Raw genomic sequence first — 24,751 nt, 5'->3', positions numbered from 1 at the left:
ACGAAAAAGGCCGCCCCGGTATGGGGCGGCCTCTGCTGATTGCGATGCAGGCTGGATCAGTGCGCCGTGGTCGGCTGGGTGGTGCCGGTCGCGGCGGCGGCACGGGCGGCGGCGGCGGCCTCTTCGGCCTCCTCGTCCCATTCCACCGGCTCCGGCTGACGCACCAGGGCCTGTTTCAGAACCTCGCGCACGTGGGTCACGGGAATGATGTTCAGGCCTTCCTTCACGTTGTCCGGAATATCGGCCAGGTCCTTCTCGTTCTCCTGCGGAATGAAAACCGTGGTGATTCCGCCCCGAAGCGCGGCCAGCAGCTTCTCCTTCAGCCCGCCGATCGGCATGGCGTTCCCGCGCAGGGAAACCTCACCGGTCATGGCGATGTCCTTGCGGATCGGGATCTGGGTCAGCACCGACACGATCGAGGTCACCATGGCAAGGCCGGCCGAGGGGCCGTCCTTGGGCGTGGCGCCATCGGGGACGTGCACGTGGATGTCCCATTTCTCCAGCCGCGGCGGCTTCACACCGATCTCGGGCGCGATGGAGCGCACGTAACTGGCTGCGGCGTCGATGGATTCCTTCATCACGTCGCCCAGTTTCCCGGTCGTCTTCATCCGGCCCTTGCCCGGCAGGCGCAGCGCCTCGATGGACAGCAGATCGCCGCCCACGGAGGTCCATGCCAGCCCGGTCACGACACCGATCTGGTCTTCCTTCTCGGCCAGACCATAGCGGAACTTCTTCACGCCGAGGAAGTCATCGAGGTTGTCCTCGGTCACGACCACCTTCTGCGCCTCGCCCTTGACGATCATCGTCACGGCCTTCCGGGCCAGCTTGGCGATTTCGCGTTCCAGGCTGCGCACGCCCGCCTCGCGGGTGTAACGCTGGATCATCTCGGTCAACGCACCGTCGGTCACCTCGAACTCGCCCTTGCGCAGGCCGTGGTTCTTGACCTGCTTGTCCACCAGGTGCTGACGCGCAATCTCGCGCTTCTCATCCTCGGTGTAGCCGGCGAGAGAGATGATCTCCATCCGGTCAAGCAGCGGCCCGGGCATGTTGTAGCTGTTCGCGGTGGTCAGGAACATCACGTTCGACAGATCGTATTCCACCTCGAGGTAGTGGTCCACGAAAGTGCCGTTCTGTTCCGGATCAAGCACTTCCAGCATCGCCGAGGCCGGATCACCACGGAAATCCTGCCCCATCTTGTCGATCTCGTCGAGCAGGATGAGCGGGTTCGTTGTCTTCGCCTTCTTCAGCGCCTGGATGATCTTGCCCGGCATGGAGCCGATGTAGGTCCGGCGGTGACCGCGGATCTCGCTCTCGTCACGCACGCCCCCCAGGGAAATCCGGATGAACTCGCGGCCCGTGGCCTTGGCGACGGACTTGCCCAGCGACGTCTTGCCGACACCCGGAGGGCCGACGAGGCAGAGGATCGGCCCCTTCAGCTTCTTCGAGCGCTGTTGCACGGCGAGGTATTCCACGATCCGTTCCTTGACCTTCTCGAGGCCATAGTGATCGGCATCGAGGATCTTCTCGGCCGCGGCCAGATCCTTCTTGGTGCGCGATTTCACGCCCCACGGGATCGACAGCATCCAGTCGAGGTAGTTGCGCACGACGGTCGCCTCGGCGCTCATCGGGCTCATGTTCTTCAGCTTCTTGATCTCGGCGTCGGCCTTTTCGCGGGCTTCCTTCGAGAGCTTGGTTTCGCTGATGCGCTGTTCCAGCTCGGCGATCTCGCCTTCGCCGTCCTCGCCGTCACCCAGCTCCTTCTGAATGGCCTTCATCTGCTCATTCAGATAGTACTCGCGCTGGGTGCGCTCCATCTGCGATTTCACGCGGGTCTTGATCTTCTTCTCGACCTGCAGCACCGACATCTCGCCCTGCATCAGGCCATAGACCTTCTCAAGGCGCTCGCTGATGCTGAGCGTTTCCAGAAGCTCCTGCTTCTGGTCCACGTCGATCCCGAGGTGACCCGCAACCAGATCGGCCAGCCGCGAGGGTTCGTCGCTCTCGGCCACCGCCGACAGCGCCTCTTCGGGGATGTTCTTCTTGACCTTGGCATAGCGTTCGAATTCCTGCCCCACCGTGCGCAGCAGCGCCTCCGTGGTGGCTTCGTCGCCGGCTTCCTCTTCCAGCAGCTCGGCCTTGGCCTCGAAGAATTCGGCGTTGTCGAGGTATTCCTCGATCCGCACGCGCAGCGCACCTTCGACCAGCACCTTCACGGTGCCGTCGGGCAGCTTCAGAAGCTGCAGCACATTGGCAAGAACGCCCGTGCTGTGGATGCCTTCGGGGGTCGGATCATCGTCAGCGGGATCCACCTGGCTCGCCAGCAGGATCTGCTTGTTGTCCGCCATCACCTCTTCCAGCGCGCGTACCGATTTGTCGCGGCCCACGAAGAGCGGCACGATCATATGCGGAAACACCACGATATCGCGCAGAGGCAATACGGGATAAGACGGGTTGAGAGGCTCTTGCATGCTCTATCCTTAGTCTTGGGCAGATGACGCGGCCCCGCTTGGCGGCAGCACTGGTCATCTCCGTTTCACAGTCTTCTAACTTGGGAAGGCAGCTCCCGAAGTTCAACCGCATTTCAGACAGTGTGCCCCTGCATCAGCGCACGGGCAAGCACGATATATTGCGGTTTGAGAGAAAAACCCTCCCTATATGGACCGGGCGCAGGCGGCGGCCCCGCCGTCCCTGCCCCCGCCATGCGAAGACCGCCGTTATCTGGGCATTGCCGGGCCCGGCGTCAACTGCCTCCGCCGCGGCCCGATCGCGCCCAGCTCGGGGTCTCCAGGGGATGTCCTCAGGGGCGCGGCACCTGCCCGGTGTCGATCATCTGGCCAAACATCTCGATCAACGCCTCGTCGACGGACCGATAGCGCAGACCGAGGGCGCGCTCGGACTTGCTGTTGTCGGCCAGCCATTGCAGCCCCATCGAGTTGCGCACCATGTCGCGGGTGATCGACCGGCTCACCATCGGCCCCACCAGCCAGAGCAGCCATTTCGGCATCTCCTTCAGCTTCACCGGCAGGCCCTCTCCGTAGGCATCGCGCAACACCCTTGCCATCTCCAGCATCGAGACCGTGCGTGCGCTCACGATGTGGCGCCCCTGCGCATCGGGCAGGAAGGCCGCGCGGATATGCGCCTCGGCCACGTCACGGACGTCGACGGCTCCGATCTGCAGCGGCGGCACCCCCTGCTTCATCGCGCCCTTGCCCATCTGGCGCAGGATCGCGAAACTCTCCGATGTCTGCCTGTCGGCCGTGCCCGGCCCCAGCACCAGCGATGGGTTGATCACCACCAGTCGCCAGCGGTCCTGTGCCTCCGCCATTTCCCAGGCCGCCCTCTCCGCAAGCGTCTTGGAATAGGAATAGGGCTGCCGCGTCAGCGAGGACGTGGTGTTCCACTGTTGCTCGGTCAGGATGCCATCCGGCGCCTCTGCCACGTCCCGTGTGTCGCCGTAGATCGCCGCGCAGGAACTTGTCAGCACGACCCGCTCCACGCTTTCCGTCCGGTTCACCGCCCCGAGGACGTTGCGCGTGCCCTTCACTGCCGGGTCCACCAGGTCGGCCTGGGGATCCCGGATCGCCGTGGTAAAGGGAGAGGCCGTGTGGATCACCACCCGGCAGCCCGCCATGGCGGCGTCGAAGCTGCCCTCGTCCAGCAGGTCGGCCCGGTGCAATGTCAGCTTGCCCGGCAGGGCCTCGGCCATGTCCCAGAGGTGGCGGACCTTTTCCGCGTTCTCAGGGTCGCGCACCGCGCCGCGCACCTCGGCTCCCCGCTCCAGCAGGCCGCGCACGACCCATCCCGCGACAAATCCCGTCGCGCCGGTGACCAGGACCGGGGACGTTGCGTCGAAACCATCATCTTGCATCATGCTGTCTCCAAATGTGTGGCCATCGGCCTTGCGCTTCGGGCTGCTGGATGTAATCACACGTTTACCGGCACATTTACCGTCGCCGACAAACAAGTCAACAAGTGATTACATGATCAAACCGGGGCAAATCACTGCCTGTCGCAAGCGCGATGCCGAGGCCACGTCGGCCCGGATCGTCTCTGCAGCACAGGATCTCTTTACCCGGTACGGATACGACGGGGTTTCCACACGCGACATTGCCGCGACGGCAGGCGTGAACGTGGCTCTGATCAATCGCTACTTCGGCTCCAAGGCCGGCCTCTTTGAACAGGCGATCGTATCCGGCATGAAGGGGCCCGAACCCACGCCAGAGGCGCTTGGCGGGCTCGGCCGGGCCAAGGCCGAATGGCTGACCCGCCCCAAGGAGGAAGGCTTCGACCCGATGACCACCCTCCTGCGCTCCTCCATGTCGCCCGAGGTGCGCGAGATCATCCGCAAGACGGTTCAGACCCGCGGCGTGCAGGCCCTGGCCGATGCGATCCCGGGCGCGGACCGCGAAGAGCGGGCGCATCTTCTGGTGGGGATCATCGCGGGGCTCGATCTCTGGTTGCACATGCTCGAGGGTGCCGAGGGATCCGGGATCGACCGCGACCGGCTTGCCGCGCGGATCGCAGGCGTGATCGACGACATCGTCAGCGACCGCGACCCGGCGACCTGACGCAATGCCATCTGGCCTTTGGCGCGGGAAAGCGCTAATGGCCGGCGCATGACACAGCGCTTCTCCTTCACCCTGAATGCCACCGACGGGCGTGCCCGTACCGGCGTCATCGACACGCCGCGCGGCCAGATCCGTACGCCCGCCTTCATGCCCGTCGGCACCGCCGCCACGGTCAAGGCCATGATGCCCGAGAGCGTCGCCGCCACCGGCGCCGACATCCTGCTGGGCAACACCTATCACCTGATGCTGCGCCCCACGGCGGAACGCATCGACCGGCTGGGTGGTCTGCACAAGTTCATGAACTGGGAAAAGCCGATCCTGACCGACTCGGGCGGCTTTCAGGTGATGTCGCTCGCCGGCCTGCGCAAGCTGACCGAGGAGGGCGTGAAATTCGCCTCCCACGTCGACGGCTCGCGCCACATGCTGACGCCCGAGCGCTCGATGGAGATCCAGCGCCTGCTCGGCTCCGACATCGTCATGTGTTTCGACGAATGCCCTGCCCTGCCGGCCGAGGAGAAGGTCGTCGCCAATTCCATGCGCATGTCCATGCGATGGGCACAGCGCTCGCGCGATGCCTTCGGCGACCGGCCCGGCCATGCGCTCTTCGGCATCCAGCAGGGCGGCGTCACGCCGGAGCTGCGCGAGGAAAGCGCCGAAGCGCTCAAGAGCATCGGCTTCGACGGCTATGCCGTGGGCGGTCTTGCCGTGGGCGAGGGCCAGGAGGCGATGTTCGGCGTGCTCGATTATGCCCCAGGGCAGCTCCCCGAGGACAAGCCGCGCTATCTCATGGGCGTGGGCAAGCCCGACGACATCGTCGGCGCCGTGGCCCGCGGCATCGACATGATGGACTGCGTCCTACCGTCCCGGTCCGGCCGCACCGGCCAGGTCTTTACTCGTCACGGGGTCGTCAACATCAAGAACGCGCGCCATGCCGACGATCCCCGGCCGCTCGACGAGCACTGCACCTGCCCCGCCTGCCGCAACTACTCGCGCGCCTACCTGCACCATGTCTTCCGCTCTCAGGAGATGATCTCCGGCATGCTGCTGACCTGGCACAACCTGCATTACTACCAGGAGCTGATGCAGGGCATGCGCGACGCGATCGCGGCCGGAACCTTCGCGGACTGGCAGGCCGATTTCCACGCACAGCGCGCCGAAGGCGACATCGAGCCCCTCTGATCCCGGCGCCGGCCGGCGGACGATCTTAACGGTCTGTGATGATGTGCCGTGGTTTCCTGTTCGTCCGGAACCGCACCGAAAGGGCACGCCATGACCAACTATCAGCATGTCGAACAGCCGGCCGGAGTGCCGCAGGGCCTCCTTGCCGATCAGCATCTCGCCGCTCACAAACGGGCCGTTGACACCTTCGGGCAGCCGGCGCGGGCACCGCTCGCCACCGCGCGCGGCTGGCGCATGATTCACCAGATGAGCGCGCTCAAGACCGCCAGCCTGCGCGCCCGCGCTTCCGCGCCCGATCTCTTCCGTGACGGCATGGGCAGCCTTCTCGCCGATCTGGCGGAGTACGATGCCGTAAGCCGCGACAGCTACATGCTCCAGGGGCTCAGCCTGCAACATTCCCCCGGCCGCACCCGCCCGCCCCTGCTGCACTGATCCCGGCGCCCTCCGCCCGCCTCCCTCGGCACAGCCGTGCAAATCGCACAGGCTCTGCACAGCATGCCCTTCTGCAGCCCCGCCTCTGCCTGTCTGCACAGAAAGCCCGGCCGACACGCCTAGACCTCGCCCGGTACATTTCCTATATGTTCTGTCAGGAACAGAATGGAACACGCATGACCGATAGTCCCCAGACCGCGAGCTCCGAGCCGCTGGAAGGCGCGCCGCTGATCGCACCCTCTTCCACCGACCACCCGCTCTACGACAAGGTGGCCGAGGCCTGTCGCACGGTCTATGATCCCGAGATCCCCGTGAACATCTTCGACCTGGGCCTGATCTACACCATCGACATCTCCGAGGAGAGCGAAGTGAAGATCATCATGACCCTCACCGCGCCGGGCTGCCCGGTGGCCGGCGACATGCCCGGCTGGGTGGTCGAAGCCGTCGAACCGGTGGATGGTGTCAAGGAAGTCGACGTCCAGCTCACCTGGGATCCGCCTTGGGGCATGGACATGATGAGTGACGAGGCGCGGCTGGAACTGGGCTTCATGTAAGCCCGGCCAACCGCCGGATCAGCCCCGAGCCTTTGAAAAGGCCCGTACTCTCTCCTGAGTGCGGGCCTTTTTCATGGCTGCCTATCGCCCGCTCCGAAGCCGTCTGACCGGGCGCCCGTCAAGCAATTTCACTTGCATTTCCCATATGCAAGCTATTCCACTTGCCAACCCGCAAGTCAAAAAACTTGCCTTTTCTCATAGAAAGTGTTTTCACCTTCCAATAGCTCCCGTCAGAGGCCCCCCATGTCCCTGGACCCGCTCTCCCTCCGCACCATTCTTGCCGGTGACCTGGTCGCCTCCAGCGCGCTTGACGATGCCGCTCTCTCCCGCGCCTTCGACGGACTGCGCGCCGCCGCCGAACGGATCGAGCGCTGGCTGGACGCCCCGGTGCATTTCACCCGCAACCGCGGCGACGGCTGGCAGGTCGCCCTGCCCGGCCCCCTGCCCGGGCTGCGAGAGGCCCTAGCCCTGCGCGCCGGCCTGCGCATGGGCGACAAGCGCTTCGATACCCGCATCGCCCTGGCCACCGGCCTGGCAGAGCTGCCCGCCGCCGGAGACCTGAACAGTGCCGGTGGCCCCGCCTTCACAGAGGCCGGGCGCCTTCTCGACAGCCTCGCCAGCGCCCGGCTCGACCATGCCGCCGGCGGCGCCCTCTCCGCCACCTTCCTGCTCGCAGGCCAGATCAGCGACGGCTGGACCCAGGCTCAGGCCCGCGCGGCCCTGCCCATGCTCGCCCCCAACACCCCCACCCAGACCGAGGTCGCCGAAGACCTCTCGATCACCCGCCAGGCCGTCCGCCAGGCGCTGATCGGCGCCGGCATGCCCGTCCTCACCCGCGCCATCGCCCGGCTGGAGACAGAATGACCCCGACCTTCACCGCCGGCATCTCGACCTTCACCGCCCTGCTGCTGGCCCATGCACTGGCCGATTTCGTCTTCCAGGGCAGTGCCATGGCACGCGCCAAGCAGGCCCGCGATCCGATGGCGCTGCTGGGCCACATCGCGGTGGTCCTGCTCACCGCCGCGGCCAGCCTCGGCCCCGCGACGCCCGAGGCCCTGATGGCCCTGATCCTGCTGGGCTTCGCGCACCTGCTGATCGACCTGGGCAAGAGCCTGCTGCCGCCCACCCTTGCAAGCTTCCTCGCCGATCAGGCGCTGCACCTGGCCTCTGTGGGGGCCATCGCCGCGCTCTGGCCGCGCCTTTTCGCCACCGGCCTCTGGGCCCCGGCCGCGCAATGGCTGCCCGCCGGCATGGCACTCCTGGCCGGTCTGATCCTGGCCTCGCGCGCCGGTGGCTTCGCCGTCGGCCTGCTGATGCGTCCCTGGGCCGATACAGACCTGCCCCGCGGGCTGACCAATGGTGGCTTCCTCATCGGGCTGCTCGAACGTGGCCTGATCTTCCTCTTCGTGTTGATCGGCCAGCCAGAGGCCATCGGCTTTCTCATCGCAGCAAAGTCGGTGCTGCGCTTCGATACCGCAAAGGCCGATCAGCGCGCCGGCGAATACGTGATCATCGGCACGCTGGCCTCCTTCGGCTGGGCGCTGCTGGCAGCCTATGGCACCCTTGCGCTCTTCTCCGCGCTGCCCCATCTTGGCATTTCGCTTCCGAATCCCTAGATTCAGCGGCAAAGGAGATCTCTCTATGTTCAGCATTCCCGGCAAACAGGCCGTGACGATGACCCCCCGCGCGGCGGCACAGATCACGAAACTGATGCAGAAGGACGGCCACCAGGGCCTGCGCATCGGCGTCAAGAAGGGCGGCTGTGCAGGCATGGAATACACCATGGACTTCGCCCAGGAGGTCGACCCGATGGACGAGGTCGTCGAACAGGACGGCGCCCGGGTGATGATCGCGCCGATGGCGCAGATGTTCCTCTTTGGCACCGAGATCGACTACGAGACCTCGCTGCTCGAATCGGGCTTCAAGTTCAACAACCCGAACGTCACCGAGGCCTGCGGCTGCGGTGAATCGATAAAGTTCGCCGGCATGTAATCCCCCGGGGATGCCCCCGCGGCCCTGCCCGAAAGGTCCCGCACCCTGGCTGTCGATCCCGATTTCCTCGAACATCTTCGCGATCTCTTCTCCGGGCTGGGCCCGCTCCGTACGGGGCGGATGTTCTCCGGCGCGGCGCTCTATGCCGAGGAGGACGCCATGTTCGCCATGGTCTCCTCCTCCGGCACCGTCTACATGAAATCCGACGACACCACCCTGCAGGCATACCGCGACGCCGGCGCCACGCCCTTCTGGTACACCCGCGCCAATGGCACGCGGCAGGTCACCAGTCTGATGTCCCTGCCGGAGAGCGCGCTGGACGATCCCGAGGAGGCCATGCGCTGGGCCGAGCTCTCCCTCCCCCCCGCCCGCGCGGCTGCCGCCAAAAAAAGGCGCGCGAAGGAACGGCGCCGCGCTCGCGCCGGAAATTAGTTCCGGATCAATATCATGTGGGCGCTACCATTCCCTTGACGTCCCCCCCTCGCAGGTAAGAATGCCCCCGAGGCACAGCACCGGAAGGACAATGGCATGCGCAGAAAACTCGCGGCAGGCAACTGGAAGATGAACGGGCTCAAGGCCTCCCTGGCCGAGCTCGAACGCCTGGCGAAAGAACATCCCACCCCCGCCTGCGACGTGCTGATCTGCCCCCCCGCAACCCTGATGGCCCATGCCGCGGACGTCTGCCGCGGTTCGGCAATCCGCATCGGCGGTCAGACCTGCCACCAGGCCGCGGCCGGCGCCCATACCGGCGACATCTCCGCCGAGATGCTGCGCGATGCTGGCGCCACCTCGGTGATCCTCGGCCATTCCGAACGCCGGCAGGATCACCACGAGGCCTCCGAGGACATCCGCATCCTCGCGCAATCGGCACAGGCCGCCGGGCTGCAGACCATCATCTGCGTCGGCGAAAGCCTGTTCCAGCGCCAGGCCACCAACACGCTCGACATCATCGGCGCCCAGCTCTCGCTCTCGATCCCCGACAGCTCCACCGGAGAGAATCTCGTGGTGGCCTACGAGCCTGTCTGGGCCATCGGCTCCGGGCTCACCCCCACCACGGACCAGATCGGCGAAGTGCACGATTTCATGCGCGACCGCCTCGAAAGCCGCTTCGGCTACGGTGTCGGCAAATCCGTCCGCCTGCTCTACGGCGGGTCCGTCAAGGCCTCGAACGCCGAGGAGATCTTCAACGTCTCCAATGTTGATGGCGCCCTCGTGGGTGGCGCCAGCCTGAAGGCCGCCGATTTCGCCCCCATCATTTCCGCCCTGGAAAAGGCCTGAGCGCCGAGGGGGCTCTGCCCCCCGCCGCGGCAAGCCGCGCCTCCCCCGGGATATTTCGGAACAAGAAAATCCAGATAGTGTCCGGACATTTTCTTGTTCCAAGTATCCCCGCCGGAGGCATCGCCCGGCAGGGGCGGTCCTGACCGTCTCCCAATGAAAACGGCGCCCCCTCTCGGGGAGCGCCGCCGCACTCGTTACACGGAAGAAACCCGCTATTTCGTCACGATCTCCGGCCCCATCACGGCGTTCGGCAGCAGGGTCGAGATCGCCGGGATGTAGGTGACCATGATCAGGAAGATGAAGAGCACCCCCAGGAAGGGCAGCGCGGCCTTCACCACCCGCATCATCGGCATCCCCGCGACACCCGAGGTGACGAAGAGGTTCAGACCGACCGGCGGGGTGATCATGCCGATCTCCATGTTGACCACCATGATGATGCCCAGGTGGATCGGATCGATGCCCAGCTCGATGGCGATCGGAAACACCAGCGGCGCAACGATCACCAGCAGCCCCGAGGGCTCCATGAACTGGCCGCCGATCAGCAGGATCACGTTGACCACGATCAGGAACATCACCGGACCAAAGCCGGCCGACAGCATCGCATTGGCCACGTGCTGGGGCACCTGCTCGTCGGTCAGCACGTGCTTCAGGATCAGCGCGTTGGCGATCACGAACATCAGCGTGATGGTCAGCTTGCCCGCCTCGAAGAGCGTGCGCTGGGTGTCGGCATGGAACCAGGCCGTGATCAGCGCCTGCGGCTTCTTCCAGAGCGACAGGTTGCGCTCGCCGTCGGCCCCCTTCAGCGGACCCATGTCGCGGTAGATGAAGTTGGCCGCGATGAAGGCATAGACAGAGGCCACGGCGGCCGCCTCGGTGGGGGTGAAGATGGCACCGGTCACGCCCGGGATGCCGTAGATCCCCAGCATGATGATGACGATCAGCATCAGGCCCCAGAAGGCCTCGCGGAAGCTGCGGAAAACCTCGCCCATCCCGCGCCATTCGCCCTTGGGCATGTTGCGGATCCGCGCCATGATGTAGATCGCGGTCATCAGCATCAGCCCCGCCAGGATCCCCGGTATGACACCGGCCAGGAACATCCGCCCCACCGAGACATCGGTGGCCGTGGCATAGACCACCATGACGATCGATGGCGGGATCAGGATGCCGAGCGTACCGGCGTTGCAGATCACCCCTGCGGCGAAATCCTTGGTATAGCCCGCCTGGGTCATGGCGCCGATCACGATCGACCCGATGGCCACCACGGTGGCTGGCGAGCTGCCCGAGAGCGCCGCGAAGATCATGCAGGCAAAGACGCCGGCGATCGCCAGGCCGCCGCGCATGTGACCGACGCAGGCGATCGAGAAGCGGATGATCCGTTTCGCCACGCCCCCGGTCGACATGAAGCTCGACGCCAGGATGAAGAAGGGGATCGCCAGCAGCGTGAAATGGCCCACGAAGGCCTGCATCAGCGTCTGCGCGACAGAGGCCAGAGAGGTATCGCTGTAGACCAGCAGGAAGATGACGGAGGACATGCCCAGGCTGACCGCGATCGGCACGCCGATCAGCATCAGGCCCACGACCATGGCAAAGAGAATGGCAACGGACATGGATCAGTTCTCCCCGCGCAGTTCGCGCACTTCGGCGATTTCGTCTTCGACTTCGTGGCTGGCAACGATCCGGTCGATCTCGCCCTTCCACACCTTCACGGCCGCCTGGCAGAAGCGCAGCAGCAGCAGCGCCATCGACAGCGGCAGCACCGCATAGGGGATGAAGCGCGGCAGCTTCTCGTATTCGTCGCCGTCGTTCATCGCGTCCTGGACGAAGGCCAGCCACTGCGGGAAGGGAATGTCGTTGACCTCGTACCAGGCCTTGGGGCGGAACGTCTCCTCGAAGCCGGTGGGCAGAAAGCGGCCGGTGGTCTGCGGCAGGTTGGCAAAGTTGGCCCAGTAATCCCAGGCGCCCTTCAGCATCAGCACCGAGAAGGCGATGCAGACCGCTACGGCGATCAGCGCGCAGATCCGGCGGCCGGTGGGCGGCAGCAGGTCGATCACCGCGTCGACGCCAAGGTGGGCGTTCTTCTTGACCGCGTAGGAGGCGCCCAGCAACACCAGCCAGCCGAACAGGAAGACCGTGGATTCCAGCCCCCAGAGGATGTTCGCGTTGAACACGTAGCGGGCCACCACGTTGGCAAAGGTGATCAGCGTCATGACGCCGAGGATGAGGGCGATCAGCCCCTCTTCGATCCTGTCCATGATGGACGTGCCGGGTGCTGGATGCATGCCCCGTCCCCCTTGTTTCATTGATTGGTCCTGGTCGTTCCGGCGACTTGGCGGAAGCGGGTCCAGTGACGGATCGGGGGGCGCAGGCCAGGCCGCACCCCCCCTGTCGTGCAAGCTCTGCGCTTACATCGCGTTGTTGATTTCCTGGGCCTTGTCGATGTTTTCCTGGCCCACGTCGGCGGTGAACTCTTCCCAGACGGGCTTCATCACGGCCACCCAGTCGGCGCGCTGCTCGGGCGTCAGCTCGCGGATGGTGCCACCGGCATCGAGAACGCCCTGCCGGGCCGCCATGTCGACTTCCTGGATTGCGGCGTTGCGCTCCTTGGTCACCTCGTCGAGGATCGACAGGAACTGCTCACGGGTACCCTCGTCCAGGCTGTCCAGCCAGTCGACCGAAGCCACGACCATGTAGTCGAGCACGCCGTGGTTGGTCTCGGTGATGCCGTCCTGCACCTCATAGTACTTCTGGCCAAGGATGTTCGACCAGGTGTTCTCCTGGCCATCCACCACGCCCTGCTGCAGGGCGCCGTAAACTTCAGAGAAGGCCATCTTCTGCGGCGAGGCATCAAGCGCTTCCATCTGCGCCACGAGCACGTCGCTGGGCTGGACGCGGAACTTCAGGCCTGCGGCATCGGTGGGCTCCAGCAGCGGCTTGTTGGCCGAGAACTGCTTCAGCCCGTTGTGCCAGAAGGCCAGGCCGGCCAGGCCGCGCTTCTCCATCGACGACATCATGTCCTGGCCGTTCTGGGAATTCTGGAAGGCATCGACGGCTTCCATGTTCTTGAACATGAACGGCAGGTCGAAGATGCGGAAGACCTTGGTGAAGGTCTCGAATTTCGACAGCGAGGGCGCGCCCAGCTGCACGTCGCCCTGCAGCATCGCCTCCAGCAGCTTGTCGTCGTCGTAGAGGGTCGAGTTCGGGTAGACTTCCATGCAGGCGGTGCCGTCCATCTCCTCGTTGACGCGGCTCTTCAGCAGCTCCGCCGCGATCCCCTTGGGATGCTTGTCGGTGTTGGTCACATGGCTGAACTTGATGACGATCTCGCCGTCGTCGCAGCCCATGGTGTCGGCCTGGGCGGCGGTGGCGGTCAGGGCCAGAGCCATTGCGGCGGTGGTCAGGAATTTCATGCTTTCTCCTCCCGGAATTGTCCGTCACAGGGCGCGACGCCCTGCCTCAGGTGAAAATCGGGCCGGAGCGCACACCGCTCAAGGAAAAGTGCATTGGCACTGAGAATTTCGTTTTTTTGGCTTTATTTCAGCATGTTGAACCAAACCCATTCGGGAAATGCATATCCGCTATGCATGAGGCGTGCGAAAATCCGCACATGGCTTCCCCGTTCTTGTGTGGAAATCCGCACAAGAAGATTTTGCTGCAGAATCATCTTCCTGCGACGAAGTGGCCTGCTCCGGCCCGTTCAGTCCTCGCGGAAATCGCCGGGCTTCAGGTCGTATTTCGCCAACTTGTCATAGAAGGTCTTGCGCGGCAGTTTCAGCGCCTCGGCGGCGGCCCCCGCCCGGCCCTCGTGGCGTTTCAGCGCCGCCGAGAGCAGGCTCTTCTCGATCCGCGCCATCTGTTCGGCCAGGCCCAGGTCGCTGCCACCGTCATCACTTCCCTCCTCGCTGACGCCACCGCCCAGAACGAACTTCATCGCCTCGCTCATCAGCGCCCGGGCATTTCCGGGCCAGTCGCGCGCCATCAGCCCGGCCACCACCTCGGGCGTGACCTCGGGGGCCGAAAGGCCCGCCTGCTCCGCCGCCTGGGCCACATATTGGCGAAACATCACGGGGATGTCCTCGGGCCGCTCCTTCAGCGCCGGCGTATGCACCCGCATCACCCCCAGCCGGTAATAGAGATCGGGGCTGAACTGCCCGGCCTCCACCGCCTTTTCCAGATCAGCCGTGGTGCCCGCGATCAGCCGCGTGCCGGCGCCGCCTTCCAGCCGCTCGCTCAGTGCAAACTGAATGTCCCCGGGCAGCTGCCCGACCTCGTCGAGATAGAGCGATCCGCCAAGCGCCTCCTGAAACGCCGTCTCCAGCGCCGCCGCACCCATGCCCGCCGCCGAGCGTTTCACGAAGGGCCGCTGCGCCGCGCGAGAACTCAGGTGGATCACCTCGGCCACCTTCGAGATACCGGCCCCCGGCGCCCCGGTCACCAGCACGTCGGCACCCGTCGCGGCCACCTGCCGGATGCGGCGGCGCAGCGCCTGGCTCTGCTCCGAGCGGCCAAAGATCATGCGCGCCGCCGGGTCGCCGGTTTCCAGCTGGGCCTTCAGCCTGCGGTTCTCCAGCACCAGCGCGCGGGTTTGAAGCGCCCTCTCAAGAACGGGCAGCAACTCACTGGATGCACAAGGTTTTTCCAGAAATCCGAAGGCGCCGCGATCCATCGCAGCCACCGCCATGGGAATGTCGCCCTCGCCGGTCAGCAGGATCACCGGCAACTCCGGATCCACCTTGATCGCATGGTCCAGCAGGAAGAAGCCGTCGCGCCCGGGCATCCGGATATCCGAGAGCACCACGCCATCGAAATCCGCCGCGATGATGTCCTTGGCCTCGATGAAGCTGCCCGCGGTGCGCGGCTCCAGGTCGGCCAGTTCCAGCGTCTGCGCAAGGGCCTCGCGCACCGCCACGTCGTCGTCCACCACCAGCACGTTGCGTGTCATCGGTTCCCTTCCATCCCGTGTCGCGTCCCCGTCACGATGTGGCATCCGACGGCGCGCCGTCCAGCCGGATGGTGAATTCCGCCCCGCCGTCGGGATGGCTGCGCCCGCGGATGTCGCCGCCGAAACTCTGCACCAGGCCATAGCTGATCGACAGCCCAAGCCCCATGCCCTCCGACTGGCCTTCCGAGGCCCCCACCTCCTTGGTGGAATAGAACGGGTCGAATATCTTCTCCGGCGCGGCGATCCCTGGGCCTGTGTCGCGCACGGTGATCACCGCCCGCCCGTCGCCGCCGCGGATCAGCCGGATCGTCAGCACCCGGCGCTCGCAGCCCGCCATGGCATCCACCGCATTGGTGATCAGGTTCACCATCACCTGGCCCAGGCGCACCTCGCCGCCCATCGCCCAGAGCGGCGCATTGGGCCGCTCCCAGTGCAACGTCACCTCCTCTCGCCGCAGCCGCGCCTCGGTCATCTCCACCGCCGCGTCGATCACCGAGACAAGGTCGATGCGCCGCACCGGCTCGTTCTCCTGCCGGGCAAAGGCCCGCAGGTTGCGGATGATCCGCCCCATCCGGCCCGCCAGCGCCTCGATCCGGGTCAGGTTCTCTGCCGCCTTCTCGGGCTTGCCCCGCTCCAGGAAGAGCGCACCGTTCTCGGCAAACTGCCGGATCGCCATCAGCGGCTGGTTCAGCTCGTGGCTCAGCCCCGCCGACATCTGCCCCAGCGCCGATAGCTTGCCCGCCTGCACCAGCTCGGCCTGTGCCCGCTTCAGCGCCGCCTCCGCCTCCTGCCGCTCGGCCACCTCGCGGCGCAGCTGCGCATTGGCCCCGGAGAGCTGCGCCGTACGCGCCGCCACCCGGCTCTCCAACCGCGCGTTGATCTCCGACAGCGCCCGCCGCCTCTCGGCCATGGCAAAGAACAGCAGCCCCAGCACCAGCAGAACCAGCCCCACCACCGTCGCCTGCAGCGCCGCCAGCCGCCTGACCGGCGCCGCATCCACCAGCGCCTCGGCCCGCATGCCGATCTGCGGCAGCTCCCGCTCCAGGTGCAGCGCCCGCCGCGGCAGGTAGGGGCTCCAGTCGATCCGCCACAGGTCCAGCCCGCGCACGTTGCGCGCCTCCACCCCGTCGCTCTCGGCGCCCGGCGGCGCAAAGCCGCCCGCCTCGCCCACCCGCTCCCAGCCCAATAGCTCGGAACGGTTCGAGATGAAGACGCGGTCGCTCTTGTCGGTAAAGATCACTGCCGGCCGGTCGCCGCGCCATTCCTGCTCCAGCCGCTCCAGGTTCACCGTCACCGTCAGGATGCCCACCACCCCGCCACCCGGCGCCACGTTGGGCGCTGCAAAGACATAGGCCCGCACGCCGTCGAGCGGATCCACCCCGTGCCCGCGGCCCAGCGTGCCCTCGCGTGCCCCCTTCAGCGCCGCGCGCATGTAGTCGGTATCAGGCACCGCCCCCGGTTTCGCCTCGGCCAGGGCCACGCCGTCGGGCGTCAGATAGGCCATGTTCAGCACGCCGGTACGATCCGCCGCGCCCAGCATCAGCGCCTCGGCCGCGGTCACGTCGCCCTCGCCATAGCTCAGCGGCTGCAGCCCCGGGTGATCGGCCATCAGCACGGCCAGGTCCTGGTATCGCTGCAACTGCCCCGTCAGCCGGTCCGAGGCCAGCGACAGGTCGGATTCGCCGCGCTGCGCCAGACTGCCGAGCAGCTGGCCATAGCCCTGCCGGAACACCATGAAGGACACCGCGCCCACGGCCACCAAAAGCAGCAGCAGAGAGATCAGGCGGCGCGACATTTGCTCTCCTTCCGACGGGTCGTTCCATCACTTAGCCGCAGGGGGCTTGCCTTGGCCAGCGTCCGGCGTATCAAGACGCCATGAGCCGCATATCCCAGTCGCCGACCGACCCCGCCTTCGTCCAGGATCCCTATCCCTTCTACGCCCGCAACCGCGCGGCGGGGCCCATGCATGACTGGGTGGAATACGGCATGCCTGCCTGTTTCGACTACGAAACCGTCAACGCCCTGCTGCGCGACCGACGCTTCGGCCGCGACTGCCCCGCCGAGCTGAAAAAGCCCGTGCCCGAGCATATCGTGCCCTTCCACAACGTCGAGAAATACTCGATGCTCCAGCTCGACGGCGACCCGCACAAGCGGATGCGCTCGCTCACGCTGCGCGCCTTCACCTCGCGCCGCATCTCGAAACTCGAGCCCGACATCATCGAGATCGCCAATTCCCTGATCGACGCCTTCCCCAAGGACGAACCCTTCGACCTGATTCCCGCCTATGCCACCCAGATCCCGGTGATCATCATCTGCCGCCTGCTGGGCGTGCCGGAGGAAATGGGCCCGCAGCTGCTCGACTGGTCCAACACCATGGTCTCGATGTACCAGGCGCGCCGCGACCGCGCGATCGAGGAGGCCGCCGCCCGCGCCGCGGCCGAATTTGCCGAGTACGTCCGCGGCTATGCCGAGGAAAAGCGCAAGAACCCTGCCGATGACCTGATCACCGAGCTGCTCGCCGCCGAGGAAGAGGGCTCCAAGCTGACCATGGAGGAGCTGATCGGCACCTGCATCGTGCTGCTGAACGCCGGGCATGAGGCCACCGTGCACACCATCGGCAACGGCACGCTGGAACTGCTGCGCCACGGCACCGCCGCCGAAGCCGCGCAATGGCTGAGCGAAGACACCGTCGACGGCACCATCGAGGAGATCATGCGCCACGATCCGCCTCTGCACATCTTCACCCGCTATGCCTATGAAGAGGCCGAGATCCAGGGCCGCACCTTCCGGCGCGGCGACCAGGTGGCGCTGCTGCTGGGCGCGGCCAACCGTGATCCGGCGATGTGGGAAAACCCCGAGGTCTTCGATCCGGCGCGGCCGGTGAAAACCAACACCTCCTTCGGCGCCGGGGCGCATTTCTGCATCGGCGCACCGCTGGCGCGGCTCGAGCTGCGCCACGCCCTGCCGCTGCTCTTCTCCCGCTGCCCGGGCCTGACCCTCGCGGAAGAGCCCCAATATGCCGATCTCTACCATTTCCACGGCCTCGAAAAGCTGATGGTCCGCCTCTGAGGCCTCCGCCGGCCGAAGATGCAAAAAGCCCGGCGCGGTGTCCTCCGCGCCGGGCTTTCCTGTTCCCCCTCCCGCTTGCGGCCTCCTCCTGCCGCCGACGGTCTCCGGGTCTCGTCCCGGGCGGCTGGCCCGGGTCGCGTCACCCCGTCTCAGGCGGCGCGGCGCTGTGCGGTCACGCGGTGGGCGGCACCAAAGCCGCGCGCCTCGAGCAGCGCTGCCGCTTCGCCGATGCCTGCGCCCTGGGCCGCGCGGGCGGCCAGCTCTTGCATGACCAGGTCCAGAGTGTCGAACATGTCGCCCATGCGGGATGCGTTTGCCTTGGAGGCCTTGCCGATGCTTGCTACACGATTTTGCATGTCTTCACCCTTTCGGTGTCTGTTTCTACCCTCCCCGGCATCGGCGTCTCTGCGCTCTCTTGCCGGGGTAGGCAGGTTCTAGCAGGCCTGGGCGCCGCGTGTCACCCTCCCGGATGGACAATCGAAGGCAACTTTGGACAGTTCCCTATCCAAAGGGATAGGTCCGCGGGAAGAGCCCTCCCAAACGCCTGAAAACGTTCTCTTTCCCACAACCCGTCGCGGGCGGTACCGGGCAGGAAAAGGGGCGACGAACCGCGGTTCGTCGCCCCCTCCCGGATCTGTCCTGCAGCTCCCGCCTCAGTAGACCCCGGCAAAGGTGTCCGGCTTCATCGAGGACAGCACGATCACGTCGCAGCCATGCACCGCGCGGTCGTAGAGATGGATCACGTCCTGGTCCAGCATCCGGATGCAGCCGGACGACACCGCCTGGCCCAGGTGCTCGGTATCGGCACCGCCGTGAATGCGATAGAGCGTGTCCACCCCGTTCTCGAAGAGATAGAGCGCCCGCGCGCCCATCGGGTTGCCGGGGCCCGGGTCCATGCCGCCATTGGCCACCGAATAGGCCGCCAGCTCCGGCTTGCGGGCGATGGTCTCCTCCGGCACCTTCCAGCGCGGCCACTTGCGGCGGAACTGCAGCCGCGCGGTCCCCGACCAGGAAAACCCCTCGGCCCCCACCGCCACACCATAGCGCGTCGCCATGCCGTCCTTCTCCGCGAAATAGAGCAGCGCCGCATCGGGATCGACGGTGATCGTGCCGTAACTCTGGTCCGGCCAGGGGTTCGTCACCTCCTGCCGCCAGAGCCGCTCGGGCAGGCCCGGCTCCACCGCCGGCACCGGATAGGGCTCGTCGGTGATCGCGTCGTAGAAATCCGGCAACGGCGGCGGCGGCGGCGGGGCCACGGCGCGCGTCACCTCCGGGGGCTGGCTGGTCTGCGCACAGGCCGCCAGCGCGGCCATGCCGCCCAGGGCGACGAAATTACGTCTGTTCAGCATGTTGAAAGTCCTTCTGTCTGATCAACTCGGCCAGCGCCCGGCACGCCTCGGTCAGGCATCCCGCGGGGGTGGCAAGGGGTCGGGAAGAGAGCGATCAGCTCATGCGCGGCGGGGTCACCGGCGGTGGCAGGGCATGTTGCGATTGCATGTGGATCATGTCCGGCACCACCCGCTGCACCGCATAGGCGGGCCGATAGGCCGCCCTCAGCGCCAGCGGCAGGGTGAAATGGGTGCAGGGCGACCCAGGCAGCTTGGCCAGCCGGCATTTCGCCGCGCCATGGCCCGGAAACAGCGGCACGACCACCGCTTCCACCGCCGTCAACATGGCCCCCGGCGCATCCGTCGCCCCGTTGACCAGCGCCGCGGCAGGCCGATAGGCCCCCCATGGCAGCATCAGGGCAGCCAGCATCACAAAGAGGATCCCGCGCAACATCGTCATGCCGGTCAAACTAACCCGGCCGCCGGGAATGTCGAGCGCGCCCGCCCGCGCGCGCGGGCCGCCCCCTTCACGTTCCCGTGCACTGCTCCCGCACGCCGCCCTGGCGCCGGGCCGCGCCGAGCCTCCGGCTGCCCTCATCTGGCCGGAAATATCCCGGGGGGATCGCCCGGTACGGGCGATGGGGGCAGAGCCCCCGATCCGCTCACAGCGGAAGGGCCGTGGTCGACTTGATCTCCTCCATGCTCAGCAGCGCGGTGACATTGTGCACCTTCACCTCCGAGATCAGCGCCTGGTAGAAGGCATCGTAGGCCCGCGCATTCCGCACCCGCACCTTCAGGATGTAATCGATGTCGCCGGCCAGCCGGTGCGCCTCCTGCACCTCGGGGCGGTCCTTCAGCGCCTTGAGGAACTTCACCTGCCATTCCGCCTCGTGCTCGCTGGTGCGGATCAGCACGAAGAAACAGGCATCAAAGCCCAGGCTCTCCGCATCCAGCAGCGCCACCTGCGGGCCGATCACGCCGGCCTCCTTCATCTTTCGGATCCGGTTCCAGACCGGTGTCTTCGACGACCCCACCTTGCGGGCGATATCATCGAGCGATTGGGCCGCGTCCTCCTGCAGTTGCAAAAGGATTTTCCGATCCGTCTCGTCCAGCCGGACACTCATTCGCCTATTCCTCTTCTTCATGGAACGGATATCGGCACCTGGCCTCTACCCGAAACAGAATTCCTTATTTCCCGGCCCCCATAGCAGAGTAGAGGGATTATTTCCTATTCTTAGAGCAAGTCAAACAGTAGACGAGAGCCCGCCAGATGCGACACTTCCCGATCTTCCTCGACATGGACCGCGCCCGTGTTGTCCTGTCAGGCGGCGGCGATGCGGCGCTTGCAAAACTACGCCTGCTGCTGAAAACCCGCGCCGCCCTCACCGTCCATGCCGCCCATGCCCTGCCCGAGATCCGCAGTCTCGCGCGCGACGGCCGGCTCACCCTCACCGAGGCCCCGCTGACCGTCGAGGCGCTTGCGGGCGCCACCCTGGTCTATGCCGCCGACGAGGACCCGGTGCGCGATGCCGAGACCGTGCGCCTGGCCGAGGAGGCCCGCGTGCTGTCGAACATCGTCGACGACCTCGAGGGCTCCGCCTTCATCACCCCCGCCATGGTCGACCGCGCGCCCCTCACCATCGCCATCGGCACCGAGGGCGCCGCGCCCATGCTGGCCCGCGCCGTCAAGCGCGACCTCGAGGAGCGCCTGCCCGCCGCCACCGCCGACCTGGCCCGCGCCGCACAGGCCTTCCGCCCCCGGGCCGAGGCCCTGCCCCATGGCCGCGCCCGCCGCGCCTTCTGGGCCGAGTGGTTCGAGCGCGCCGGCCCCGATGCCCATGCCGCAGGTGCCGATCTCGATGCCGCGCTGGAGGATCTCCGCGCCCGTCACATGGGCGAAACGCCCAGCGAGGGCCGCATCACCCTCACCTTCACCGGCTCGGACGATCCCGACCTGCTCACGCTCAAGGCGCGCAAGGCGCTCGACCGCGCCGACGTGGTGATCCACGATTCCGCCATCGCCCCCGCGGTGCTCGAACTGGCCCGGCGCGAGGCCCGCTTCGTGCCCCTGGCCCGCCCCCTCGACGTGCCGCCGCTTCATCAGCTGCTGGCGCTCGAGGCCGACGGTGGCCAGCACGTCGTCTATATCGGCGCCGGCCCCCTGCCGCGTCACCTCGTCAATGCCTGCCGCCATATCGAGCGCCGCTCCGGCATTGCCCTCGACCTCATTCCCGGCGTCAGCCAGCCGCACGCCCACTCCTGGAAGGAAACCGCCTGACATGCCCCGTCCCTTCACGCCCAAAGTCGTCACCGCCAATGCCCTGATCGAGGGCGACGTGGTCTATTACACCGCCGCAGGCACCTGGACGCGCGAGCTGTCGGAGGCCCAGCTGCTGATGGACCAGGAGAGCGCCGAGGCCCGCCTGGCCGAGGCCGCGAAAGAGCAGAACCTTATCGTCGGCGCCTATCTCACCGACATGGCCGAGGGCCCCGACGGCCCCGTCCCCACCCACTTCCGCGAGGACTTCCGCCGCACCGGCCCCTCGAACTATTTCCACGGCAAGCAGGCAGAGGCGTAACCCCATGTATCAGTACAACGAATTCGACCGCGCCTTCCTGGCCGAACGCAACGCCCAGTTCCGTCAGCAGGTCGAGCGCCGCATCGACGGCTCGCTCACCGAAGACGAGTTCAAGCCGCTGCGCCTGATGAACGGCCTCTATCTTCAGCTGCACGCCTACATGCTGCGCGTGGCCATTCCCTATGGCACGCTGTCGTCGGATCAGATGCGCCAGCTCGCGCTCCTGGCCGAGAAGTGGGACAAGGGCTATGGCCATTTCACCACCCGTCAGAACATCCAGTACAACTGGCCCAAGCTGCCGGATGTGCCCGACATGCTCGAGGCCCTGGCCGAGGTGAACCTGCACGCCATCCAGACCTCGGGCAACACGATCCGCAACGTGACCGCCGACCATTTCGCCGGCGCCGCCGCCGACGAGGTCGCCGATCCGCGCCCGGTGGCCGAGCTCTTGCGGCAATGGTCCACCGACCACCCCGAGTTCCAGTTCCTGCCGCGCAAGTTCAAGTTCGCCGTCACCGGCTCCGAGCACGACCGCGCCGTGATCCGCGCCCATGACATCGGTATTCAGGTAGTCGAGAAGAACGGCGAGATCGGCTATCGCGTCTTCGTCGGTGGCGGCCTCGGCCGCACGCCGGTGATCGGCAAGGTCATCCGCGACTTCCTCCCCGAGGAAGATCTGCTGCCCTATTCCGAGGCGATCGTCAGCACCTACAACATCCTCGGCCGGCGCGACAACAAGTACAAGGCGCGCATCAAGATCACCGTCAACGAGAACGGCCTGGACACCTTCAAGGCCCTGACCGAAGAGCGCTTTGCCGAGCTGAAGCCGCTCTTCGAGGGCGTCGATCAGGAGATGCTGGCCGATATCCGTCAGATGTTCGCCCCGCCCGCCTTCCGCAACGCGCCCTACGACAATTACGAGGCCGAACGCGCCGCGAACCCGGCCTTCCGCGCCTGGACCGATACCAACCTCACCGCGCACCGCGCCGAGGGCTATGCCATCGTCTCCGTCTCGCTGAAGAAACCGGGCCAGACGCCGGGCGACGCCACCGCCGAACAGATGCGCGCCCTGGCCGACATGGCCGACAGCTACGGCCACGGAGAGCTGCGCATCAGCCACGAGCAGAACGTGATCCTGCCCCATGTCCACAAATCGGACCTGCCGGCGCTCTATGCGGCGCTGCGCGAACAGGATCTGGCCACCGCCAACATCGGGCTGATCAGCGACATCATCGCCTGCCCCGGAATGGATTACTGCGCCCTGGCCACCGCACGCTCGATCCCCGTCGCCCAGCAGATCGCCGAGCGCTTCGACGCGCTCAAGCTCGAGCACGAGATCGGCCCGCTCAAGATCAAGATCTCCGGCTGCATCAACGCCTGCGGCCACCACCACGTGGGCCATATCGGCATTCTCGGCCTCGACCGCGCCGGCGTGGAGAACTACCAGATCACCCTCGGCGGCGACGGCACCGAGGAGGCCACCATCGGCCAGCGCACCGGCCCGGGTTTCGCCTATGACGAGATCACCGATGCCATCGAGCGCATCATCCTGGCCTATCTCGAGCTGCGTGAAAGCCCCGAAGAGGAGTTCCTGGCCACCTACCGCCGCCTGGGTGCGGATCCCTTCAAGGCCGCGCTCTATCCCGAGAAAGCCGAGGCCAAAGCCAATGCCGCCTGAAGCCGCCATGGATTTCAGCAGCGAGACCGGCCCCGAACAGGCGGCCCGGATCAAGCGGCTGAACGACCGATACCGCCACCACGGCGCCACCTCGGTGCTCGGGGCGGCGCTGCGCGATCACGACGTCGGAGAGCTGGCCATGGTCAGCTCCTTCGGCGCCGAGAGCGTGGCGCTGCTGCATCTCGTGTCGGTCATCGACAATACCGTGCCGGTGCTCTTCATCGACACCCACATGCTCTTTCCCGAAACGCTGGTCTATCAACAGGAGGTGGCCGAGCGGCTGAACCTGAAGAACCTGCGGATCATAGAAGCTTCGAAAATGGACCTGTCGCGGGAAGACCCCGATGGTACCCTGCACAAGTTCGACACCGACGCCTGCTGCAACCTGCGCAAGACGGTGCCGCTCGACCGGGCCCTGGACGGGTTTGACGGCTGGATCACCGGCCGCAAGCGCTTCCAGAGCTCGACGCGTGCGGCGCTGGAATTCTTCGAGGCCGACGGCGCCAACCGGATCAAGGTGAATCCGCTGGCCCACTGGCACCCCGAGGACGTGCGCAACTACATGGAGGAAAACCGCCTGCCCAAGCATCCGCTTGTGTCCCAGGGCTATCCTTCCATCGGCTGCGCGCCCTGCACCTCGCCCGTTGCCCCGGGCGAAGACCCCCGGGCGGGACGGTGGCGCGGACAGGACAAGACCGAATGCGGCATCCACGTGGTGGATGGCAAGATCGTCAGATTTGGAGGAAACGCATGAGCGTTATCGTCACCGATGCGGGCTTTGCCGCAAACGACACACTGGCCGGGCTGAGCGAGAGCGAAACGCTCACCCTGCCCTCGGATACCACCCCCTGGGACCTGACAGTGGCGCCCGAGGTGAAACTGGTTCGGGTGGAATTTCCCTCTTCCGCCGACGGACGCGGCTTTACAATCGCCAAGGCCCTGCGCAAGAACGGCTATGCCGGCCATCTGCGCGCCTCCGGGCACGTGATCGCCGACCAATACGCCATGGCGCGCCGCATGGGTTTCGACGATGTCGAAATCTCCGACGCCCTCGCCGCACGCCAGCCCGAAGAACAGTGGAAATTTCGGGCAGATTGGAAGGCCCACAGCTACCAGGACCGCCTGAAGCGCGCCTAAATCTTTCCAATTGGTCAA

The 24,751-nt window shown here is 66.2% G+C and carries 26 protein-coding genes; 15 read left to right on the top strand and 11 right to left on the bottom strand.

Annotated elements, in window-relative coordinates; all coding sequences use genetic code 11:
* Window positions 1-56: 56 nt before the first annotated feature.
* Complete coding sequence (gene lon, locus AC0WR5_RS07480; protein WP_475867920.1) at window positions 57-2,468, bottom strand: endopeptidase La; 2,412 nt, start codon at window positions 2,466-2,468, stop codon at window positions 57-59.
* Between the two features lie 329 nt (window positions 2,469-2,797).
* On the bottom strand, window positions 2,798-3,871 hold the full coding sequence (locus AC0WR5_RS07475; RefSeq protein WP_475867919.1) for an NAD-dependent epimerase/dehydratase family protein: 1,074 nt from the start codon (window positions 3,869-3,871) through the stop codon (window positions 2,798-2,800).
* Between the two features lie 109 nt (window positions 3,872-3,980).
* On the opposite strand from AC0WR5_RS07475, the gene AC0WR5_RS07470 reads away from it, so the two are divergent.
* The 9 genes from AC0WR5_RS07470 (at window position 3,981) to tpiA (ending at window position 10,003) form a co-directional block, all read left to right on the top strand.
* Window positions 3,981-4,568, top strand: a complete 588-nt coding sequence (locus AC0WR5_RS07470) for a TetR/AcrR family transcriptional regulator (protein ID WP_475867918.1) — start codon at window positions 3,981-3,983, stop codon at window positions 4,566-4,568.
* A 48-nt stretch (window positions 4,569-4,616) separates the two neighbouring features.
* Window positions 4,617-5,747, top strand: a complete 1,131-nt coding sequence (gene tgt / locus AC0WR5_RS07465) for a tRNA guanosine(34) transglycosylase Tgt (RefSeq protein ID WP_475867917.1) — start codon at window positions 4,617-4,619, stop codon at window positions 5,745-5,747.
* Between the two features lie 90 nt (window positions 5,748-5,837).
* Entirely contained in the window at window positions 5,838-6,179 is a 342-nt protein-coding gene (locus AC0WR5_RS07460) for a hypothetical protein (RefSeq protein ID WP_475867916.1), read from the top strand.
* A 176-nt stretch (window positions 6,180-6,355) separates the two neighbouring features.
* Window positions 6,356-6,733 (top strand): SUF system Fe-S cluster assembly protein, encoded by a 378-nt coding sequence (locus AC0WR5_RS07455; RefSeq protein WP_475867915.1) that lies wholly within the window; start codon window positions 6,356-6,358, stop codon window positions 6,731-6,733.
* Between the two features lie 243 nt (window positions 6,734-6,976).
* The gene (locus AC0WR5_RS07450) at window positions 6,977-7,597 is read left to right on the top strand and encodes a MarR family transcriptional regulator (RefSeq protein ID WP_475867914.1); all 621 of its coding nucleotides are present in this window, start codon (window positions 6,977-6,979) and stop codon (window positions 7,595-7,597) included.
* The gene (locus tag AC0WR5_RS07445; protein ID WP_475867913.1) at window positions 7,594-8,349 is read left to right on the top strand and encodes a DUF3307 domain-containing protein; all 756 of its coding nucleotides are present in this window, start codon (window positions 7,594-7,596) and stop codon (window positions 8,347-8,349) included. Before AC0WR5_RS07450 ends, AC0WR5_RS07445 begins: the two co-directional genes overlap by 4 nt.
* Window positions 8,350-8,374: 25 nt before the next feature.
* On the top strand, window positions 8,375-8,725 hold the full coding sequence (locus tag AC0WR5_RS07440) for a HesB/IscA family protein (protein WP_475867912.1): 351 nt from the start codon (window positions 8,375-8,377) through the stop codon (window positions 8,723-8,725).
* Window positions 8,726-8,749: 24 nt separating this feature from the next.
* A complete protein-coding gene (locus AC0WR5_RS07435) occupies window positions 8,750-9,157 on the top strand; it encodes a TfoX/Sxy family protein (protein ID WP_475868933.1) in 408 nt (135 codons plus the stop codon).
* Between the two features lie 96 nt (window positions 9,158-9,253).
* Window positions 9,254-10,003, top strand: a complete 750-nt coding sequence (gene tpiA, locus AC0WR5_RS07430) for a triose-phosphate isomerase (protein WP_475867911.1) — start codon at window positions 9,254-9,256, stop codon at window positions 10,001-10,003.
* 212 nt (window positions 10,004-10,215) lie between these two features.
* Here tpiA and AC0WR5_RS07425 read toward each other — a convergent pair whose 3' ends face one another.
* From AC0WR5_RS07425 to AC0WR5_RS07405, 5 genes are all read right to left on the bottom strand, one after another.
* The gene (locus tag AC0WR5_RS07425) at window positions 10,216-11,610 is read right to left on the bottom strand and encodes a TRAP transporter large permease (protein WP_475867910.1); all 1,395 of its coding nucleotides are present in this window, start codon (window positions 11,608-11,610) and stop codon (window positions 10,216-10,218) included.
* A 3-nt stretch (window positions 11,611-11,613) separates the two neighbouring features.
* Window positions 11,614-12,282 carry a TRAP transporter small permease gene (locus AC0WR5_RS07420; RefSeq protein ID WP_475867909.1) on the bottom strand — a complete coding sequence of 223 codons (669 nt, stop codon included), beginning with the start codon at window positions 12,280-12,282 and terminating at the stop codon, window positions 11,614-11,616.
* Window positions 12,283-12,405: 123 nt separating this feature from the next.
* Window positions 12,406-13,410 (bottom strand): DctP family TRAP transporter solute-binding subunit, encoded by a 1,005-nt coding sequence (locus tag AC0WR5_RS07415; RefSeq protein ID WP_475867908.1) that lies wholly within the window; start codon window positions 13,408-13,410, stop codon window positions 12,406-12,408.
* Window positions 13,411-13,697: 287 nt separating this feature from the next.
* On the bottom strand, window positions 13,698-14,942 hold the full coding sequence (locus tag AC0WR5_RS07410) for a sigma-54-dependent transcriptional regulator (RefSeq protein WP_475867907.1): 1,245 nt from the start codon (window positions 14,940-14,942) through the stop codon (window positions 13,698-13,700).
* 31 nt (window positions 14,943-14,973) lie between these two features.
* Window positions 14,974-16,737 (bottom strand): ATP-binding protein, encoded by a 1,764-nt coding sequence (locus AC0WR5_RS07405; protein ID WP_475867906.1) that lies wholly within the window; start codon window positions 16,735-16,737, stop codon window positions 14,974-14,976.
* An 80-nt stretch (window positions 16,738-16,817) separates the two neighbouring features.
* Between AC0WR5_RS07405 and AC0WR5_RS07400 the strand changes: the two genes are divergently transcribed.
* Entirely contained in the window at window positions 16,818-18,011 is a 1,194-nt protein-coding gene (locus tag AC0WR5_RS07400) for a cytochrome P450 (RefSeq protein ID WP_475867905.1), read from the top strand.
* A gap of 149 nt (window positions 18,012-18,160) precedes the next feature.
* Here AC0WR5_RS07400 and AC0WR5_RS07395 read toward each other — a convergent pair whose 3' ends face one another.
* From AC0WR5_RS07395 to AC0WR5_RS07380, 4 genes are all read right to left on the bottom strand, one after another.
* Complete coding sequence (locus tag AC0WR5_RS07395; protein ID WP_475867904.1) at window positions 18,161-18,367, bottom strand: hypothetical protein; 207 nt, start codon at window positions 18,365-18,367, stop codon at window positions 18,161-18,163.
* A gap of 297 nt (window positions 18,368-18,664) precedes the next feature.
* Window positions 18,665-19,360 (bottom strand): L,D-transpeptidase, encoded by a 696-nt coding sequence (locus AC0WR5_RS07390; protein WP_475867903.1) that lies wholly within the window; start codon window positions 19,358-19,360, stop codon window positions 18,665-18,667.
* A gap of 94 nt (window positions 19,361-19,454) precedes the next feature.
* Window positions 19,455-19,799: a hypothetical protein gene (locus tag AC0WR5_RS07385; RefSeq protein WP_475867902.1), complete on the bottom strand. Its 345-nt coding sequence runs from the start codon at window positions 19,797-19,799 to the stop codon at window positions 19,455-19,457.
* A gap of 202 nt (window positions 19,800-20,001) precedes the next feature.
* The gene (locus AC0WR5_RS07380; protein WP_475867901.1) at window positions 20,002-20,463 is read right to left on the bottom strand and encodes an Lrp/AsnC family transcriptional regulator; all 462 of its coding nucleotides are present in this window, start codon (window positions 20,461-20,463) and stop codon (window positions 20,002-20,004) included.
* 146 nt (window positions 20,464-20,609) lie between these two features.
* On the opposite strand from AC0WR5_RS07380, the gene AC0WR5_RS07375 reads away from it, so the two are divergent.
* From AC0WR5_RS07375 to AC0WR5_RS07355, 5 genes are read left to right on the top strand one after another with little or no spacing between them, the layout of a single operon-like run.
* Window positions 20,610-21,617, top strand: a complete 1,008-nt coding sequence (locus tag AC0WR5_RS07375) for a precorrin-2 dehydrogenase/sirohydrochlorin ferrochelatase family protein (RefSeq protein ID WP_475867900.1) — start codon at window positions 20,610-20,612, stop codon at window positions 21,615-21,617.
* 1 nt (window position 21,618) lies between these two features.
* Window positions 21,619-21,918: a DUF2849 domain-containing protein gene (locus AC0WR5_RS07370; RefSeq protein WP_475867899.1), complete on the top strand. Its 300-nt coding sequence runs from the start codon at window positions 21,619-21,621 to the stop codon at window positions 21,916-21,918.
* A 4-nt stretch (window positions 21,919-21,922) separates the two neighbouring features.
* Window positions 21,923-23,596, top strand: coding sequence for a nitrite/sulfite reductase (locus AC0WR5_RS07365; RefSeq protein WP_475867898.1), 1,674 nt, complete (start codon window positions 21,923-21,925; stop codon window positions 23,594-23,596).
* Window positions 23,586-24,350 (top strand): phosphoadenylyl-sulfate reductase, encoded by a 765-nt coding sequence (locus tag AC0WR5_RS07360; RefSeq protein WP_475867897.1) that lies wholly within the window; start codon window positions 23,586-23,588, stop codon window positions 24,348-24,350. The genes AC0WR5_RS07365 and AC0WR5_RS07360 overlap by 11 nt, the downstream gene beginning before the upstream one ends.
* Window positions 24,347-24,733, top strand: a complete 387-nt coding sequence (locus tag AC0WR5_RS07355) for a DUF934 domain-containing protein (protein WP_475867896.1) — start codon at window positions 24,347-24,349, stop codon at window positions 24,731-24,733. The genes AC0WR5_RS07360 and AC0WR5_RS07355 overlap by 4 nt, the downstream gene beginning before the upstream one ends.
* Window positions 24,734-24,751 lie beyond the last annotated feature (18 nt).

The sequence above is a fragment of the Pseudooceanicola sp. DL12 genome (assembly GCF_056270665.1).
This window is presented reverse-complemented; position numbering and strand designations above follow the sequence as displayed.